The 16,402-nt window shown below is 66.0% G+C and carries 15 protein-coding genes; 2 read left to right on the forward strand and 13 right to left on the reverse strand.

Annotated features, from left to right (window positions below; all coding sequences use genetic code 11):
- Position 1 precedes the first annotated feature (1 nt).
- The 13 genes from Q358_RS0100620 to ccmA all read right to left on the reverse strand — a co-directional run bounded on the left by Q358_RS0100620 (position 2) and on the right by ccmA (position 15,082).
- On the reverse strand, positions 2-271 hold the full coding sequence (locus Q358_RS0100620; protein WP_027960261.1) for a YheU family protein: 270 nt from the start codon (positions 269-271) through the stop codon (positions 2-4).
- Entirely contained in the window at positions 268-2,337 is a 2,070-nt protein-coding gene (gene ligA, locus Q358_RS0100625; RefSeq protein WP_027960262.1) for an NAD-dependent DNA ligase LigA, read from the reverse strand. Before ligA ends, Q358_RS0100620 begins: the two co-directional genes overlap by 4 nt.
- Positions 2,338-2,473: 136 nt before the next feature.
- Positions 2,474-4,219 carry a cell division protein ZipA gene (zipA, locus tag Q358_RS0100630; protein ID WP_027960263.1) on the reverse strand — a complete coding sequence of 582 codons (1,746 nt, stop codon included), beginning with the start codon at positions 4,217-4,219 and terminating at the stop codon, positions 2,474-2,476.
- A 225-nt stretch (positions 4,220-4,444) separates the two neighbouring features.
- A complete protein-coding gene (gene smc, locus Q358_RS0100635) occupies positions 4,445-7,936 on the reverse strand; it encodes a chromosome segregation protein SMC (RefSeq protein WP_027960264.1) in 3,492 nt (1,163 codons plus the stop codon).
- A 19-nt stretch (positions 7,937-7,955) separates the two neighbouring features.
- Positions 7,956-9,206 carry a c-type cytochrome biogenesis protein CcmI gene (ccmI, locus tag Q358_RS0100640; protein ID WP_027960265.1) on the reverse strand — a complete coding sequence of 417 codons (1,251 nt, stop codon included), beginning with the start codon at positions 9,204-9,206 and terminating at the stop codon, positions 7,956-7,958.
- A complete protein-coding gene (locus Q358_RS0100645; RefSeq protein WP_027960266.1) occupies positions 9,203-9,685 on the reverse strand; it encodes a cytochrome c-type biogenesis protein in 483 nt (160 codons plus the stop codon). The genes ccmI and Q358_RS0100645 overlap by 4 nt, the downstream gene beginning before the upstream one ends.
- Positions 9,676-10,212, reverse strand: coding sequence for a DsbE family thiol:disulfide interchange protein (locus Q358_RS0100650; protein WP_027960267.1), 537 nt, complete (start codon positions 10,210-10,212; stop codon positions 9,676-9,678). The genes Q358_RS0100645 and Q358_RS0100650 overlap by 10 nt, the downstream gene beginning before the upstream one ends.
- Entirely contained in the window at positions 10,209-12,203 is a 1,995-nt protein-coding gene (locus tag Q358_RS0100655) for a heme lyase CcmF/NrfE family subunit (RefSeq protein WP_169735497.1), read from the reverse strand. Before Q358_RS0100655 ends, Q358_RS0100650 begins: the two co-directional genes overlap by 4 nt.
- A gap of 26 nt (positions 12,204-12,229) precedes the next feature.
- Entirely contained in the window at positions 12,230-12,730 is a 501-nt protein-coding gene (gene ccmE, locus Q358_RS0100660; RefSeq protein WP_027960269.1) for a cytochrome c maturation protein CcmE, read from the reverse strand.
- A complete protein-coding gene (ccmD, locus tag Q358_RS0100665; RefSeq protein ID WP_027960270.1) occupies positions 12,720-12,938 on the reverse strand; it encodes a heme exporter protein CcmD in 219 nt (72 codons plus the stop codon). The genes ccmE and ccmD overlap by 11 nt, the downstream gene beginning before the upstream one ends.
- Complete coding sequence (locus Q358_RS0100670) at positions 12,938-13,678, reverse strand: heme ABC transporter permease (protein WP_027960271.1); 741 nt, start codon at positions 13,676-13,678, stop codon at positions 12,938-12,940. Before Q358_RS0100670 ends, ccmD begins: the two co-directional genes overlap by 1 nt.
- A gap of 29 nt (positions 13,679-13,707) precedes the next feature.
- Positions 13,708-14,451 (reverse strand): heme exporter protein CcmB, encoded by a 744-nt coding sequence (gene ccmB, locus Q358_RS0100675; protein ID WP_051530130.1) that lies wholly within the window; start codon positions 14,449-14,451, stop codon positions 13,708-13,710.
- On the reverse strand, positions 14,438-15,082 hold the full coding sequence (gene ccmA / locus Q358_RS0100680; RefSeq protein ID WP_027960273.1) for a cytochrome c biogenesis heme-transporting ATPase CcmA: 645 nt from the start codon (positions 15,080-15,082) through the stop codon (positions 14,438-14,440). Before ccmA ends, ccmB begins: the two co-directional genes overlap by 14 nt.
- A 189-nt stretch (positions 15,083-15,271) precedes the next feature.
- Here ccmA and lexA point away from each other — a divergent pair, with 189 nt between their 5' ends.
- Positions 15,272-15,766 (forward strand): transcriptional repressor LexA, encoded by a 495-nt coding sequence (gene lexA, locus Q358_RS0100685; RefSeq protein ID WP_027960274.1) that lies wholly within the window; start codon positions 15,272-15,274, stop codon positions 15,764-15,766.
- Positions 15,766-16,386 carry an IMPACT family protein gene (locus tag Q358_RS0100690; RefSeq protein WP_027960275.1) on the forward strand — a complete coding sequence of 207 codons (621 nt, stop codon included), beginning with the start codon at positions 15,766-15,768 and terminating at the stop codon, positions 16,384-16,386. The genes lexA and Q358_RS0100690 overlap by 1 nt, the downstream gene beginning before the upstream one ends.
- Positions 16,387-16,402 lie beyond the last annotated feature (16 nt).

Raw genomic sequence — 16,402 nt, forward strand, 5'->3', positions numbered from 1 at the left:
CTCAGCCCTCCTCGTCATCGGCCAGGTCACGCCCGAAGGCCCGCCACTGGGCCAGGGTCATCACCTCGGTGCTCTCGGTCTTGAGGTCATGGGCGATGATCAGCTCGCTGCGCTCCAGCTGGCGCCTGAGCTCGGCGACCCAGCCGCGCATGCCTTCCCCGGTGTCGGTGGTATCGTAGCCCTGGCGGGTGACGAAGGCCTCCAGCAGGGCGTCGAGCGTCTCCCCCGGCAGCATCCGGTGGGGCACCTCGATGAAGCGATCGCCGCTCATGCCTTATCCTCCTCGCTCTCGTCCGTGGCAACGTCCCCGGCCTCCCAGGCGGCCAGCCGCGCCAGGAAGGCCGACTCCTCCAGTACCGGCACACCGAGCTGCAGCGCCTTGTCGAGCTTGCTGCCCGCGGCCTCCCCGGCCACCAGGCCGGCCGTCTTCTTCGAGACGCTGCCCGTCACCTTGGCCCCCAGCGCCTGCAGGCGCGCCTTGCCCTGGTCGCGGGTCATGCCCTCCAGGGTGCCCGTGAGCACCCAGGCCTGTCCGACCAGAGGCCGGGGCCGCTCGATGACGGTCTCTTCCCGCCAATGCAGCCCGCAGGCGATCAAGTCGTCGATGGTGTCGCGATTATGGGGCTGGCAGAAGAAGGTATGAACATGGGCCGCCACGATGGGGCCCACATCCTCGACGCCCTCCAGGGCCTCACGCCCGGCCGCCATCAGCGCGTCCAGGGTGCCGAAATGGCGCGCCAGGTTGGCCGCCGTGGCTTCTCCTACCTCGCGGATGCCCAGGGCGTAGATGAACCGCGCCAGCGTGGTCGCCTTGGACGCCTCCAGCGACGCCACCAGGTTCTCCGACGACTTCCTGCCCATGCGCGGCAGCTCGGCAAGCGCCTCGGCCCGCAGGCCAAAGAGGTCCGCCGGGGTGGCGACCCAGTCACGTTCGACCAGGGCCTCTATCAGTTTCTCGCCGAGACCGTCGATATCCAGCGCCCGGCGCGAGACGAAATGCTTGAGGGCCTCCTTGCGCTGGGCCGGGCAATAGAGGCCACCGGAGCAGCGCGCCACCGCCTCGCCCGCGAGGCGCTCGATCTGCGAATCGCACACCGGGCAGCGCTCCGGGAAAAGAATGCGGCGGGCGTCCGCCGGCCGCGCCTTCTCGATCACCCGTACCACCTGGGGGATGACGTCACCGGCGCGACGAATCACCACGTTATCGCCGATCATCACCCCGAGCCGGGCGATCTCATCGGCGTTATGCAGGGTGGCACTGGAGACGACAACCCCCGCCACCGACACCGGTTCCAGGCGCGCCACCGGGGTGATAGCGCCGGTGCGGCCGACCTGGAACTCGACCTCGTTGAGCCATGTGGTCTGCTCCTGGGCCGGAAACTTGAAGGCGATCGCCCAGCGCGGCGCCCGGGCCACGAAACCCAGCTCGCGCTGCAGGCGCCGATCGTCGACCTTGATCACCACCCCGTCGATATCATAACCGAGTGCATCGCGCTTCTCGCCGAGACGACGGCAATAACCGATCACCCCGGGGGCTCCGGTCACCACCTCCCGTTCACCGCTGGTCGGCAGCCCGAGATCACCGAGGCGGTCCATCAGGGCACTATGGGTCGCATCCCCCGGGTCCGGCTCGATGCGGGCCACCTGGTAGCCATGGAAGGCCAGCGGCCGAGTCGCGGTGATCCTTGGATCCAGCTGGCGGAGGCTACCGGCGGCGGCATTGCGCGGATTGGCAAACAGCTTGCTCCCCTCCGCCCGGGCACGCTGGTTCATCGCCTCGAAATCGGCGTGGGAGATGATCACCTCGCCGCGCACCTCGAGAAGCTCGGGCGGGTGCGCTCCGCGCAGCCTCAGTGGCACGGAGCGCAGGGTGCGCAGGTTGGAGGTGATGCCTTCCCCGGTACGGCCATCCCCTCGGGTCGCGCCGCTGACCAGCCTCCCCTGTGCGTAGACCAGCGACACCGCCGCACCGTCGAGTTTGGGCTCGCAGCAGAAGGAGAGCGACTCACTCGATGCCTCCAGCCGTTCTGCCACGCGCCGGACGAAGGCTTCGAGCTCCTCCTCGTCGAAGGCGTTATCCAGCGAGAGCATGGGCACCGCATGTTCGACCTCGGGAAACCCCGCCTCCGGGGGAGCCCCGACGCGCTGTGTCGGCGAGTCCGCCGTGACGAGCTCGGGATATTCGGCCTCGAGCTCCTGAAGACGGCGCAGGCTGCGGTCGTAGTCGGCGTCGGTCAGCGTCGGGTCATCGAGGACATGGTAGCGGTAGTTGGCATCGTCGAGTTCGGCGCGCAAGCGCTCGACTTCTTCGCGGCGCTTCGAGTCAAGCTGGGTCATGGAAATCCGTGTCTGGGTCTGTCGCGTGGGCCTCGACGCGCGAGGCGGACATGATGGCCTAGCTTACCAAAGCAACAACCCTCGTGGGGCCAGTCCCACGAGGGTTGTCTTCGAGCGTCAGGCGTCAGGATGGCGGCTAGTTCACCTGATAGCGATGCAGGCGATTACGCCGCACGAAATCCTGAACACGCTGGCGGGCAAATTCCACCGTCTGGGCGGTCATCACGCTCTGGTGTTCATCCTTCAGCTCACCCCCCAGATGCCGCACGACCACCATGGCGGTCTCCACCATCGCCTCGAAGGCGGCACCGCAGTCCTCGGCACCCGGCAAGGGCATCAGCAGCGTGACGCCCGGTGTACGGAAGTCGTCGATCGCCTCGATGGGGAAGGTCCCGGGCTTGACCACATTGACCATGGAGAACTGCAGGCGACTCTCGGGATCCTCGGTCTCGAAGCGATGAAAGATGCCCATCTCCCGCTCGTAGCGCAGCCCACAGGCCAGCATCAGGTCGAGCAGCGCCGTGCCGGAAAACCCTTCCTCCTCCCGCGCCATCACCGAGATGACAATGATCTCCTCGGCCTGGCTAAGCGTCAGGCGGGCATGCTCGGCGCTTACGTCGTGGCGCAGCGCCTTCTCCAGCACCGGGTGGACGCGCACCTTGTCACTGTGGCGAGAGGCTTCGAATGCCTCCTGCTCCGCGGAGGCCACGGCATCGCTCGCTTCGACCGAGCCCTGAGGGGCGAAGATAGGGTCACCGTCCCCTTCGGCGCTGGCGGCTTCGGATTCCAGACGCTGACGCTCGGCATCACGCGCGAGACGAGCCGCCTCTTCTTCCGCCTGGGCCTGACGCTTGCGTTCCGCGTCCTCGGCCGCCTTGCGAGCCTTCTCTTCGTCGCGGCGAATCCTGTCCAGACGCTTCTGTTCACGTCGCTCGGCCAGGCCCTTCTGCAGCGATGCCCCGAAGCGCTGAACGGAAACGCCCATGCGCTTCGAATTGCTCTTCAGGGAATCTCCGACACCATCGAAATCCACCAGACGATAACGCTCGTCGTCGTCGACGTCTTCATGATCTCGAGGATCGGCGGCGAGGGGCTCAGCGGACGAGGTGTCGACCGCGCCGTTCCGCTCCGACTCGTCTTGTGACATGGCCGGCGACGGGTACGCCTCATCGAGGGCGCCGAGGGTCGGCTCGCGACGCTCCGCCTCCTGGCTCGCCTCCGCAGCGCCGGAGTGTCCGGCGTCTCTGCCTACCACCTCGTCTTCCGACTCCTGCGAAGCCGGAGTGTCTTGCGGCGATGCCGGCGCCGCGGCTACCGTAGGCGTGGGGTCAGTCGCCGTCGGCTCAGTCGCTGCCGGTGTCGTCGGCTCGGCCGCCATTGGCGCCGACTCTGGCTCCGTCGATGTCGGCCTAGTCACTGCCGGTGTCGGCTCGGCCGCCGTTGGCGCCGATTCAGATGCCGCCGGTGTCGGCCGAGTCGCTGCCGCCGCGGGCTCGGACATCGCCGCCGTCGGCGTCGAGGCTACCCTGGGCGCGGACTCCGCGGCTGTCATTTCGGGCTCGCCCTGATGGACTCCGGAAGCCTTCCAATCGGACAGCACGCGAGACGGCCCTGGATGGTCCTGTCGCTGGAGCTTGGGTTTGGGCTGCACACGGTCATAATCGGCGGGCCTGACGACTCGCGCCCCTCCGTTTGGCAGCTCCCAGTTGATTTCGGCCTTGCGGGCCTCTTCCTCGGGGTCTGTATCTTGATCCTGGGCGTGTTTCTCCACCTCATCCAGGCGGGGAATGCGTCGCTGACGCTGCAGGCGACGCACCCCATCTACCACGATGAGGGTCACCAACGCCAATCCCAGGATGATCAGCCACTCTCTAAGTTCCATGGATCGTCAGCCTTTCGCTAGGGCGCCATGCCATATGGTTGTCCGTCACCAGCATAGCGCGATTGCCGAAAAAATGGCCACTTTTTTTGTTTGTCAAGCATTGGTGGTTTATCACGCCAAGCCTCTCTCGTCCTTCGCAATCGCCCTTCGATGATTCCTTTGCTTCCATGCAATGCAACATGTGATGCTTCCTTGTTACCTCTTTTTGGGCCTTCCTTCAAGCATTCAGGCCTCGGCAAGAGCCGCGGCCTCCTCGACATCCACCGCCACGAGTCGTGACACTCCCGGTTCCTGCATCGTTACCCCCATCAACCGTTCGCCGGCTTCCATGGCGATCTTGTTGTGGGTGATGTAGATGAATTGCACGCTCTCGGACATCTCTTTCACCAGCCTGGCATAGCGGCCCACATTGGCGTCATCCAGAGGGGCATCCACCTCATCGAGCATACAGAAGGGGGCCGGATTGAGCTGGAAGATGGCGAATACCAGCGATAGGGCCGTCAGTGCCTTTTCGCCCCCCGACAGCAGATGAATGGTGCTGTTTTTCTTGCCCGGCGGGCGCGCCATGATGGCGACCCCAGTCGCCAGCAAGTCATCGCCGGTAAGCGTCAACCACGCGGTTCCACCACCGAAGACTCGCGGAAAAAGCGACTGTAGTCCCGTATTGACTCGCTCGAAGGTGTCACGGAACCGGCTTCGGGTTTCCTGATCGATGCGCCGAATGGCACGATCGAGAGTCTCCAGCGCCTCGTTCAGCTCGGCCTGCTGCGCCTCCAGATAATCGCGGCGCTCGGCCTGCTGGTCATACTCCTCGATGGCCGCCAGGTTGATGGCACCCAGGCGTCGAATACGCCCCGCAAGCTCCTCCAGGCGAGTCTGCCAGACCGATTCCGTGGCGATGGGATCCAGGGTCTCGGCGAGCCGATGCTCATCATGGCCCAGCTCCCGCAACTGTTCATCCTGCCCCTCGGCCTTGAGACGCAGCGCCTGGACCTGCATGCGAGACTCCTGCAGACGCTCGCGAATACCATCCAGGGCCCGCTCATGGCCCTGGCGGGCCTGTTCGTCCTCTCGTAGCCGCTCGACCAGCTCGGCGGTCCGGGCACGCACCGCATTGAGGCTTCGCTCCTCGCGCTCGCGTCGATCCAACAGCTCCTCGAGGCGCTCGCGGCGCTCCTCCTCGGGCTCGGATAGCATCTCGCGCTCCTCTTCCAGCTCGGCGAGACGCCCCTCGAGTCGTTCTCGGGTCTCCCCCGCGCGCCCCTGCTGCTCGGCCAGACCGGCTCGCTCGGCGGCCAGGCGTTCCTGCTCCAGGGCCAGACGCTGCAACTGGTCGGCCAGAGGGCGCTGCTGACCTCGCAGTCCCGACAACCGCTCACGGGCCGACTGTCGCTCTCTTTCCAGTCGCTCTCGTCGCTCGGCTCCCTCCTCCAGGCGTGCCATGGCGACCTGCCAATGCTCGCGCCCTTCATCGATGGCCAGACGCACTTCTTCTCGCGACTCCCCCAGCCCGACCAACTCTTCAGCAAGCTCGGAGGCGCGCCCCTGCAAGTGCTCCAGACGGCTGCCCAGGCCGCTATCCTGAACGGCCAGCTGCTGGTAGCGACGCTCGAGGTCACGCTCCGCCTGACGACACGCCTCGAGATCGACCTCGGTGCGTTCGACGCGCTCACTGGCCGATGCCAGGCTGGCCTCGTGGTCGGCCAGGCGAGCCTCGACACGATCCAGCGTCTCGCGAACCTCGCCCTGCCGACGCCGGCTGACCAGCAGGGCATCCGGGCCATCACCGCCACCACGCTGGCGTGCCCAGCCGCATCCCAGCCACAGTCCATCGGCGGTAACCAGGCTTTCCCCGGGGGCCAGCTCATGACGCCGCGACCAGGCATCATCGCGACTCTCCACACAGTGTACCGTCGCCAACCACCGGGTGGCGGCACCGGCGCCCTCCACTCGGGCGGCCAGGCTATCGGCTGGCGCCTCGGCCTCGCCCGCCTCGATCAGCCCCAACTCTCCCGGCGAAGCCGCCAGGGCCGAGAAACGACCCTCCAGGGGCATTATCCGGGCACGTAGCCAGGGGGCCAGCACCCAGGAGACGACGGACTCCCACCCCGAGGCCACCGTGAGACATTCCCCGAGGCGCGGCGCATCCTCGAGGCCATGCTCGGCGAGATGGGCATTCAGGGCCTCGTCGTGGTCGGCCAGCCCCGCTTCGATAAGCGCTTCGAGGGAGGCCAGTTCACCGGCCAGTTCGCTACGCGCCTGACGCTCGGCCTCGCGCCCGACTTCCGCGGAGCGCATCGCTTCCCGGGTGGCGTCCCGGGCCTCGGCAAGAGCCCCACGACGGTCTTCCAGGGCCTCGCGCTCCAGCTCGATCTCGGCCAGCTGTTCGGCGATCGCGTCGCGCTGTGAGGTCAATGCCTGGAGATCGGGCAGCTCCTGCTGCTGCTGGTGGCGTCGCGCCAGATCGGCATCAATCCCTTCCAGGCGCGCCTCCAGTTCGCGCAGGCGATCCTGGCGGCGCTCCGCTTCTCGGCGGGTCTCGCGCCACTGTTCGCTGAACGTCTCCCAGGCCTCATCGGCCTCTTCCGCTTCGGGTTCGGCCTCCTCCAGGGCGGCTTCCAGCTCCTCGAGACGTTCGGCAAGCTCTTCGCGCTCGGGCACGAGCGTTGCCAGGCGCTCGTCGAGGCCGACAAGGCGCTCGCCATCATCCTCTCCGAGACGCTCGAGGTCGGCCAGCTCGCGCCGCAGCGCCTCGAGATCCCGGGCCAGCTGGGCATCCCGGGAGCGGCCATGCTCCAGGTCCTGTTCCAGGCGGGCGATGGCGGTCGTGGTCTCGAAGAAGCGGGACTGTTCGGCATCGAGCTCGGTGGCCAGCCGATCATGGTCGGCGCGGGCCTCTTCGAGGCGAGTCTCGCACTGGCGAAGCCCCAGCACCTCACGCTCCACGGCGGTCTCGAGCTCGGCGACACGACGCTCTTCCTCACCCTGGCTGGTGCGCAGGGCGCGCGCCCGCAGCAGGGCCAGCTCGCCCTTGACGCGATGCTCGTCGTTCTTGAGCTGCTGGTAGCGGCGGGCCGCCTCGGCCTGGCGCTTCAAGCGCTCGAGCTGCTTGTCGAGCTCCTCGCGAATATCCTCCAGGCGCTCCAGATTCTCCTGGGTACGCCGCATGCGGTTCTCGGTTTCACGGCGGCGCTCCTTGTACTTGGAGATACCCGCCGCCTCCTCGAGGGTGGCGCGCAGGTCATCGGGACGCGCCTCGATCAGCCGCGAGATCATGCCCTGGCCGATGATCGCGTAGGAACGCGGCCCCAACCCCGTGCCCAGAAAGAGATCGGCAATGTCGCGTCGACGGCACTTCTGGCCGTTGAAGAAATAGCTCGACTGACCTTCCCGGGTCACCTGGCGCTTGACCGCGATCTCGGCGTACTGGGCATAGGGCCCGCCCATGGTGCCGTCGCGATTGTCGAAGTGCAGTTCGATGGCGGCCTGGCCCACCGGCTTGCGGCCGGTGGAACCGTTGAAGATGACGTCGGCCATGGACTCGCCGCGCAGGGTCTTGGCCGAGGACTCTCCCATCACCCAGCGCACGGCATCGATGATGTTGGACTTGCCGCAGCCATTGGGCCCGACGACGGCGGTCATGTTGCTGTCGAAGGGCACGGTGACCGGGTCAACGAAGGACTTGAAGCCCACCAGGCGAATCGATGTCAGGCGCATCGGCGGCTACCTCGTCCGCTCACTCGACGACGCGATCGATCACGAGGTCGACGGACTCGCCGTCGGTATCGCCAACGGCCACACCGGCTCGCTCTCCAAACATGTCGCCGGCCTGGGGCGTTGCCTGCCCGCTCGGCGAGACGCGAACCACCAGCCGTGCCTCATCTATCTGTGCGAGGCTGGCCTGGGGCGACATGGCATGGCGCTCATCGAGTACCAGTTCGGCGGGCAGCTCGCCCAGCGTCAGCCGGGCCACCGCCAGCGGCGGCAGCTCACCGGCCATATCGCGGGCCACCACGAAGACCGGCGTACTCTCGGCGTGGCGAGCCGCGAGGCCCTCGGCCAGACTGACCCGGACGTGGACCCCCGGCCCCTGGGCGTCGGCCTGACTCGCCGGAGAGCCTTCGGGGGTCTGGCCGAGGCGTTGCTGGGCGACTTGAATGCCCTGCCGCAGGGCCTCGCCGGAGGCGGGATCATTCATGCCGGCGATGGCGCGCCGCCAGTTGTCGATGGCCACCTGATAGGCCCCACGATCGAAGGCCTCGATACCCAACAGGCCCAGCACCGTGGGCTCACTGGAGTTCTTCTCCAGGGTCTCGTCGACCAGAGATTGTACGCGATCGGTCAGCTGCCGACCGGCGACGAAGAACTCGATCTGCGCCAACTGTGCCAGCAGGGTCGGCTGGCGCCCCTCGATCTCGATCAGACGCTCCAGGGCATCGATGGCCTGCTGGCCCTGGCCTTCGTCGCGGTAGAGGGGAAACAGCATGCCCCAGACATTGGGGTTTTCCGGCTGGCGAGCGGCCTGCTTCTCGAGACGCTCGACCAGCATCTGCGCCGACCCCTCGGGATGGGTCATGACCTCTTCCTGCACGGCGAGCAGGGCCAGATCCCCCTCGGCCCCTTCATGCTGATACCAGAGCACGCTGGCGATCACCAGCGCCAGCATCACCAGTGGCACCGCCAGGCGACCGGAGGCGGAAGGCTTGAGCGGCGCACGCTTGAGGCGCTCGGTATCCTCGAGCAAGCCACGCTCGAGCGTCAGGCGGTCCTCCTCGTAGTCTTCCCGGCTGGTGTCGCCACGCTCGTAGGCGGCCTCCAGGGAGGCCAGGCGGCGCCGGTAGATGGCCACATTCTGCTCGGCTGAGCGGTCGTTGACCTCGTGGTCATGCTGGGCATCATGCAGCGCTCGGGCTCGCTTGAGTGGCGACACCAATAGCCACAGGGCCGGCAACAACAGTAGGGCGAAGGCGATCCACAGCAGGGTCATTCGGTTCTCTCGCGGTTGGTCAGAGCATCCAGGCGAGCACGCTCTTCAGCGCTGAGCTCTCGGTTGGAGGCATTGCGTCGGGCACGCACCAGCAGGCCTACCAGCACCAGGCCCAGCAGGCCCAGCGCCACCGGCAGCCCCCACAGCAGGAAGGTGCGACCCTCGAGGCGCGGGTTGTAGAGCACATAGTCGCCGAAGCGCTCCACCATATGGTTACGGATCTCGATATCCGCGCGTCCGTCCATCAGCAGCCGATAGACGCGATCACGCATGTCACCGGCGACCGGGGCATCGGAGTCGTTGATCGCCTGATTCTGGCAGGTCGGGCAGCGCAGGGAGGCGGTGATATCGTGGTAGCGCGTTTCGAGTACCGGGTCGTCGAAGTCGCGCACCTCGATGGCGGCGGCCTGCGCCAGCCCCGCCATCAGCAGCAGGGCCAGGGTTGTGATCAGGATCAACGGTCCTCGCATCAGCGCCATTTTTCCACCTCCGGAAGGATCGTCTCGGTCATGTCGTTCGGCGCGATATAGCCGGTGTGGTGATAGCGAATCACCCCGTCACCATCGACCAGGAAGGTCTCCGGTGCGCCATACACGCCAAGCTCGAAGGCCAGCTCGTTATCGGGGTCGAAGATATTCACCTCGAAGGGGTCTCCGAACTCCTCGAGGAAGCCCAGCGCCTTCTCTCGGGTATCCTTCCAGCTGATGCCGACCAGGCGTATCCCGTGGCGCTCGGCGAGGTCGAGCAGCTGTGGCATCTCACGCTTGCACTCGGGGCACCACTCGCCCCAGACGTTGACCAGCGTCAGTTCGCCGCCGGTCAACAGCTCACGGTCGACCCTGCGCTCGGGCGCCTTGAGGGTCGCCAGATCGAACTCGGGAAACTCACGCGCCATCAATGCCGACTCGCGATGAAAGGGGTTCAGCGAGAGTCCCTGGTAGAGGAACACCGCCAGCGCCAGGAAGCCGGCGAGCGGCAGCAACAGAAGCAGGCGACGGTGATTCATGCGCTGGCCTCCCGTCCGCTTACACCGGTGGCCCTGGCCTCGGGGTCAGGCGCCGTGGCCAGGCGCCGGTAGCGCTTGTCGGCTACCGCCAGTACGCCACCGAAGGCCATCAGCAGCCCCCCCAGCCACAGCCAGCGCACGAAAGGCTTGTACTGCACCCGCAGCGCCCAGCTACCATCTCCCAGGTCTTCGCCCATGGCCACGTAGAGGTCACGCAGGAGGCCCGGGCGCAGCGCCACCTGGGACAGCGGCATGCGCGTCGCCAGATAGAGGCGCTTCTCGGGATTCATCTCGAAGCTGCGGCGACTGTCACCATGCTGTACCGAAATATTTGCACGGTCGGCCAGGAAGTTGGCCGCCCGGCGATTGGAGAGCCCGTTCATGGTGAAGGTGTAGCCCGCCACCTCGACGCTGTCGCCCGGGGCCATGCGCACGTTCTGCTCGATGCTGTAGTTGGAGACCACCGCCACGCCGACGATGGTGACCGCGACCCCCAGGTGGCCGAGCTGCATGCCCCAGTAGGCCAGCGACAGCTTCTTCAGGCCAGCCCCCAGGGAGCTGGCATTGCGGGTCTTGTCGAAGAGGTCGCGCAGCATCGGCAGCACGATCCATAGCGCCGCCACCAGGCCCAGGGCGACCGCCGGGCTCCAGTGCTCGGCGAACAGCAGCGGCAGCGTGACGCCCAGCACCACGGCGCCGAGCGCGGCCATCCACAGGCGCCGAACCAGCAGGCGTATCGGCGTCTGCTTCCAGCGCGCTACCGGTCCGAGCCCCATGAACAGCGCCAGCACCAGCGTCAGCGGCACGAAGAGCGCGTTGAAGTAGGGAGGGCCGACGCTGATCTTGCCCAGATCCAGGGCGTCGAGCAGCAGCGGATAGACGGTGCCCATGAGGACGGTGATCGTCATGATCACCAGCAGGATATTGTTGATCAGCAGCAGGGCGTCACGGGAAAGCCAGGTAAAGCCTACCCTGTGGCCGACCCGCGGCGCCCGCAGGGCGAATACCAGCAGCGACAGCCCCACGGTGATGCCCAGCAGCATCAGGATGAACTGGCCACGGGAGGGATCATTGGCGAAGGCGTGCACCGATGTCAGCACGCCGGAACGCACCAGGAAGGTCCCCAGCAGCGACAGCGAGAAGGTGAAGATCGCCAGCAGCAGGGTCCAGCTCTTGAAGGCACCCCGCTTCTCGGTCACCGCCAGGGAGTGCATCAGCGCCGTGCCACTCAGCCAGGGCAGTAGCGAGGCGTTTTCGACGGGATCCCAGAACCACCAGCCGCCCCAGCCCAGCTCGTAGTAGGCCCACCAGCTGCCCAGGGCGATGCCCACGGTCAGAAAGGCCCAGGCCAGGTTGGTCCAGGGACGCGCCCAACGCGCCCAGGCGGCATCCAGGCGCCCCCCCAGCAGAGCGGCAATGGCGAAGGCGAAGACCACCGAAAAGCCCACATAGCCCATATAGAGCATCGGCGGGTGCATGATCAGGCCGACATCCTGGAGCAGCGGGTTAAGATCGGCACCGTCGCCCGGCACATTGGGCAGCAGGCGTTCGAAGGGGTTCGAAGTGACCAGCACGAAGGCCAGAAACCCCATGCCGACCAGCCCCAGGACCCCCAGCACCCGCGCCACCACGTCACGGGGAAGCTCACGGGAGAAGCGGGCGGCGAAATATCCCCAGGCCGCCAGCATCAGGCTCCAAAGCAGCACCGAGCCCTCATGGTTGCCCCATACGGCACTGAACTTGTAATACCAGGGCAGCATGGAGTTGGAGTTGTTGGCCACGTTGGCCACGCTGAAGTCATCCAGCATGTAGCTGGCCGTCAGGCAGGCGTAGGCGATAGCCACGAACAGCAGCTGTCCGGCCGCCATGGGCCGGGCATAGGCCATCCACAGCGGACGGCGAGTCGCCGCACCGGCCAATGGCAACACGCCCTGTACGGCGGCCATCAGCATGGCGATCACCAGGGCATAGTGGCCGATCTCGGGGATCATCAGGATCTGCATGGGGTCTCCGCTCGTTACTGGCTGGCGCCTTGCTGGGCGTCCATCCGCTCGCCCATCTCGGCGGCCTTGTCCTGGTAGTCTTCGGGCGTGTAACCCGCATCCTCCAGGGCCTGGGCCACTTCGGGGGGCATGTAGTTCTCGTCGTGGCGCGCCAGCACCTGATCGGCACGCAACCATCCCTCCGACTGCAGTTTACCGACCACGACCACACCCTGTCCCTCGCGGAACAGGTCGGGGAGGATGCCGCTGTAGCGGACCTCGAGGTCGTCGACATAGTCGGTGACCACAAAGGCCACGTCGAGGCTCTCCGGGTTACGGGCCACGGTGCCCTCCTTGACCATGCCCCCCGCGCGAATCTGGCGCTCGAAGGGGGCATCTCCCGCGGCGATCTGTACCGGGCTGAAGAACAGGTTGATATTGCTGCGCAGGGCATAAAGGGTAAGCCCCACGGCGATTGCCGCCAGCGCGATCAACCCCAGGGACAGATAGAGCTTCTGCTTGCGTTTAGGCCTCATGGCGTTGTCCACCCGTCTGATGTGAAGTCTGGTCCGTCGTGGTCCGGCGACGTTCATGGCGCTGGAGCCTGCGCAGCAGCTGGCGACGCTCCGCCCGAGCATGCAGCACGATGCCCACCAGCAGGGCACCGGTCACGCCCCAGCTGGCCCACACGTAGGGGGCATGCCCCCCCATGGCGAGGAAATCTTGAAAGGAGTCGAAAGCCATCAACTCAGCCCTCCGGCGAGTTCGCGCACCCAGCGCTTGTTCGCTTCACGGCGCAGGATCTCGCTGCGCGTGCGCATCAGGGTGGCGGCGATGAAGAAACAGTAGAAGCCCAGCACCATGATCAGCAGTGGCGCCCACATTTCCAGTGGCATCGCCGGACGCGAGGTCACGCTGAAGGTGGCCGGCTGATGCAGGGTATACCACCAGTCAACCGAGTACTTGATGATAGGGATATTGATCACCCCGACCATGGCCAGTACCGACGCGGCCCGCGAGCCACTATCACGGCTGGAGAAGGCGCCGCGCAGGGCGATGACACCCAGATAGAGAAACAGCAGGATCAGCATCGAGGTCAGGCGCGCATCCCACATCCACCAGGTACCCCAGGTGGGCACACCCCACACCGCCCCGGAAAACAGGGAAATAAAGGTCATGGCGGCTCCCAGCGGTGCCATTACGGCCGCCGCCATATCGGCGACCTTGATCTTCCAGACCATGAAGATCAGGCCTGCCACCGCCATGCTGACGAAGATCGACTGGGCCAGGAATGCCGCCGGCACATGCACGTAGATGATGCGGAAGCTGTTGCCCTGCTGGTAATCCGCCGGAGCAAAGGCAAGCCCCCAGACACTGCCCACCAGAATCAGGACCGCGGCGGCGAGCCAGAACCACGGCATCAGGCGCGCACTGATGGCGTAGAACCACTTGGGCGAGCCAAGCTTGTGAATAAAGGACCAGATCTTGCCCATTGGATCTCTCGCTTGAACGTTCAACCGTTGATGCTGATGCGCAACGATGCCGCGACCGCCCAGGGCGCCAGCATCAGTGAAAGGGCCAGCAGTGCCCCTAGAATCGCCAGGTGGGCCGACGCACCGTCGCCCATGATCGCCGCCTGCACGGCACCGGCGCCGAAGATCAGCACCGGAATATAGAGCGGCAGCACCAGCAGCGACAACAGCACACCGCCGCGTGACAGGCCCACGGTGAGCGCCGCACCGATGGCGCCGATCAGGCTCAGGCTGGCGGTCCCCAGGGCCAGGGAAAACGCCAGAACCAGATAGCTTCCCGCCGGCAGCGCCAGCATGATGCCCAGCACTGGCGCCATCAACGCCAAGGGCAGACCGGTCAGCAGCCAGTGTACTGCCACCTTGGCGAGCCCCAGCATGGCCAGCGGCTGAGGGGTCAGCAGCAGCTGTTCCAGGGAGCCGTCTTCGTAGTCGCTGCGAAAAAGGCTGTCCAGTGACAGCAGTGCCGCCAGCAGTGCCGCTACCCACAGTAGCCCGGGTGCAATGGTGGCAAGCAGTTCCGGATCCGGGGAGATACCGATAGGGAACAGGGTGATCACCAGGGCGAAGAACACCAGCGGGTTAAGCACTTCACTGCGACGACGCATCAGCAGGGTCAGGTCGCGCTTCAGGGTCGCCCAGACTGCGACCACCAATCCGCCACCGGGTTCCCCGCCACCGGTCTTGCGGCCGTCGTTATCGATTGGGCGGGCATCAGCGCTCGGCATTCTGTCCTCCCCGACCCAGGCGAACATGCCGAAGCTCCTTCGATGCCTTGATCTCATGGTGAGTGGTGACCAGCACACACCCGCCGGAACGGGCATGGGCGACCAGCTGCGCCTCCAGCGCCGCGACACCGTCACGGTCGATCGCGGTAAAGGGTTCGTCGAGGACCCACAGCGGCCTCGGCGTAAGCACCAGGCGGGCCAACGCCACGCGACGCTGCTGGCCGGCCGAGAGCTGCCCCGCGGGCAGGTCCTCGAAGCCCGCCAGCCCCACGGCGTTCAGGGCCGCCAGGCGAGACACCTCAGTGGGCGTCTCGCCGGCCATCGCCTGATACCAGGCGAGATTTTCCAGCGGTGTCAGGGCGGCTTTCACCCCCGGGGCATGCCCCAGGTAAAGCAGGCTCTCCAGAAAGGCCTGACGTGCCCGGCGCATCGGTGACGCATTCCAGAAGAGCTCACCCTGATAGTCGGCGAGCTGTCCGGACAGGATCTTGAGCAGAGTGGTCTTGCCACTGCCATTCGGCCCCTCCACGCGCACGATCTCGCCGCCGCGGATATCGAGATCGAGGTCCTCGAACAGCCATCGATCATCCCGTTCACAGGCCAGGCCTCTAGCTTGCAGGCGCAGGGTCAAGACACTCTCCGGCATTAGGGTAATTTGCCCGAGACTCTACACGGAAAGCCGCTTTTCTGCCAGAGAGAGGGGCCGCGTCAGCCGGTCGCGGTTGACGTGAATCAAGCACACCCTCAATCGAACACCTTGCCAGATCCGATACCCCTGCTATGCTCTTATGGCACTGTATGTTTCAACAGGAGATATACCATGTTCGAGGCCCCCTCAAGGTTCATGATGCGTCGCCCCAACCGGCCCCTCGCTTATGCCTGGTCACCCTGCCCCACGCCAGACGATGCCCAGGACGATGCAGGGGAAATGGTCGATATCCCCTTGCTGGGCAGCGTCGCGGCAGGCATGCCCATCGAGGCCTGCCCCAACGTCAGCCATATCCGGGTGCCCCGGCGCATGGTGCGCCGCAACACCTACGCCCTGAGGGTGTGCGGCGACTCCATGATCGATTGCAACATCTTCGATGGCGATGTGATCATTATTGAACAGTGCGAGAGCGCCGAGAATGGTGAAACGGCAGTGGTCATGATCAACAGCCAGGAGGTTACCCTGAAGAAACTCTATATCGAGAAGTCGGGCGTACGCCTGCAACCCGCCAACCGGCAGATGGACCCCATCTACCTCAAGAACAGCGATATTCAGGTGCTGGGAATGGTGATGGGCGTGGTGCACCAGGACGAACTGGCCGCCTGATGCGCTACCCGATACCCGACCTGCCCGCCGGCGAGTGGCAGACGAACGAGCTGGAAGTGGAGAAGAGCCGGTTTATCGGCTGGGTTTGCCATGCCCCGGATATTGCCGCCTTCGAGACGATGCTACGCGCCGCCCGGGAACATCACCCCGCCGCCAGCCACCATTGCAGTGCCTTTATTGCCGGACCGCCCGGCGAGCAGTCCGCCATCGGCTTCTCCGACGATGGCGAGCCCGGCGGCACCGCCGGACGCCCCATGTACCAGGTGCTCGAGGGCTCCGGTCTCGGCCAGGTAGGCTGCGTGATCATCCGCTACTTCGGCGGCACCAAGCTGGGCACGGGCGGCCTGGCGCGGGCCTATGCCCAGACCGTCACCCAGGCACTGGAAGCCCTTCCACGGCGCGACATTGTCGAACGCACCTCCCTGCGGCTCCGGGTCGACTTCTCGGGCGAAGCCCAGGCCCGCGGCTGGCTGGATGAGCGCGAAGTGCCCGTCGAAGCGGCCGACTACACCGCCGACGGCGTCTGGCTCACCGTCGGCTGGCCAAGCGACATCGAGGTCGACCTGAGCCCGCTGGCCTCGCGGCTACGTGGCAACCTCGAGCTCCTCGCCGACGATTAATCGAGACTCGGAAAAC

The sequence above is a fragment of the Halomonas halodenitrificans DSM 735 genome, assembly GCF_000620045.1.
In the GTDB taxonomy this organism is placed as follows: domain Bacteria; phylum Pseudomonadota; class Gammaproteobacteria; order Pseudomonadales; family Halomonadaceae; genus Halomonas; species Halomonas halodenitrificans.

Coding starts and splice junctions, on each gene's coding strand:
- ccmI (WP_027960265.1), bottom strand. CDS start 9,206: ATGACCCTGCTGTGGATCGCCTTCGCCCTACTGTTGTTGCCGGCCCTG.
- smc (WP_027960264.1), bottom strand. CDS start 7,936: ATGCGCCTGACATCGATTCGCCTGGTGGGCTTCAAGTCCTTCGTTGAC.
- Q358_RS0100620 (WP_027960261.1), bottom strand. CDS start 271: ATGAGCGGCGATCGCTTCATCGAGGTGCCCCACCGGATGCTGCCGGGG.
- Q358_RS0100690 (WP_027960275.1), top strand. CDS start 15,766: ATGCGCTACCCGATACCCGACCTGCCCGCCGGCGAGTGGCAGACGAAC.
- ccmD (WP_027960270.1), bottom strand. CDS start 12,938: ATGGCTTTCGACTCCTTTCAAGATTTCCTCGCCATGGGGGGGCATGCC.
- lexA (WP_027960274.1), top strand. CDS start 15,272: ATGTTCGAGGCCCCCTCAAGGTTCATGATGCGTCGCCCCAACCGGCCC.
- ligA (WP_027960262.1), bottom strand. CDS start 2,337: ATGACCCAGCTTGACTCGAAGCGCCGCGAAGAAGTCGAGCGCTTGCGC.
- Q358_RS0100645 (WP_027960266.1), bottom strand. CDS start 9,685: ATGGCGCTGATGCGAGGACCGTTGATCCTGATCACAACCCTGGCCCTG.
- zipA (WP_027960263.1), bottom strand. CDS start 4,219: ATGGAACTTAGAGAGTGGCTGATCATCCTGGGATTGGCGTTGGTGACC.
- Q358_RS0100650 (WP_027960267.1), bottom strand. CDS start 10,212: ATGAATCACCGTCGCCTGCTTCTGTTGCTGCCGCTCGCCGGCTTCCTG.
- Q358_RS0100655 (WP_169735497.1), bottom strand. CDS start 12,203: ATGATCCCCGAGATCGGCCACTATGCCCTGGTGATCGCCATGCTGATG.
- ccmE (WP_027960269.1), bottom strand. CDS start 12,730: ATGAGGCCTAAACGCAAGCAGAAGCTCTATCTGTCCCTGGGGTTGATC.
- ccmB (WP_051530130.1), bottom strand. CDS start 14,451: ATGCCGAGCGCTGATGCCCGCCCAATCGATAACGACGGCCGCAAGACC.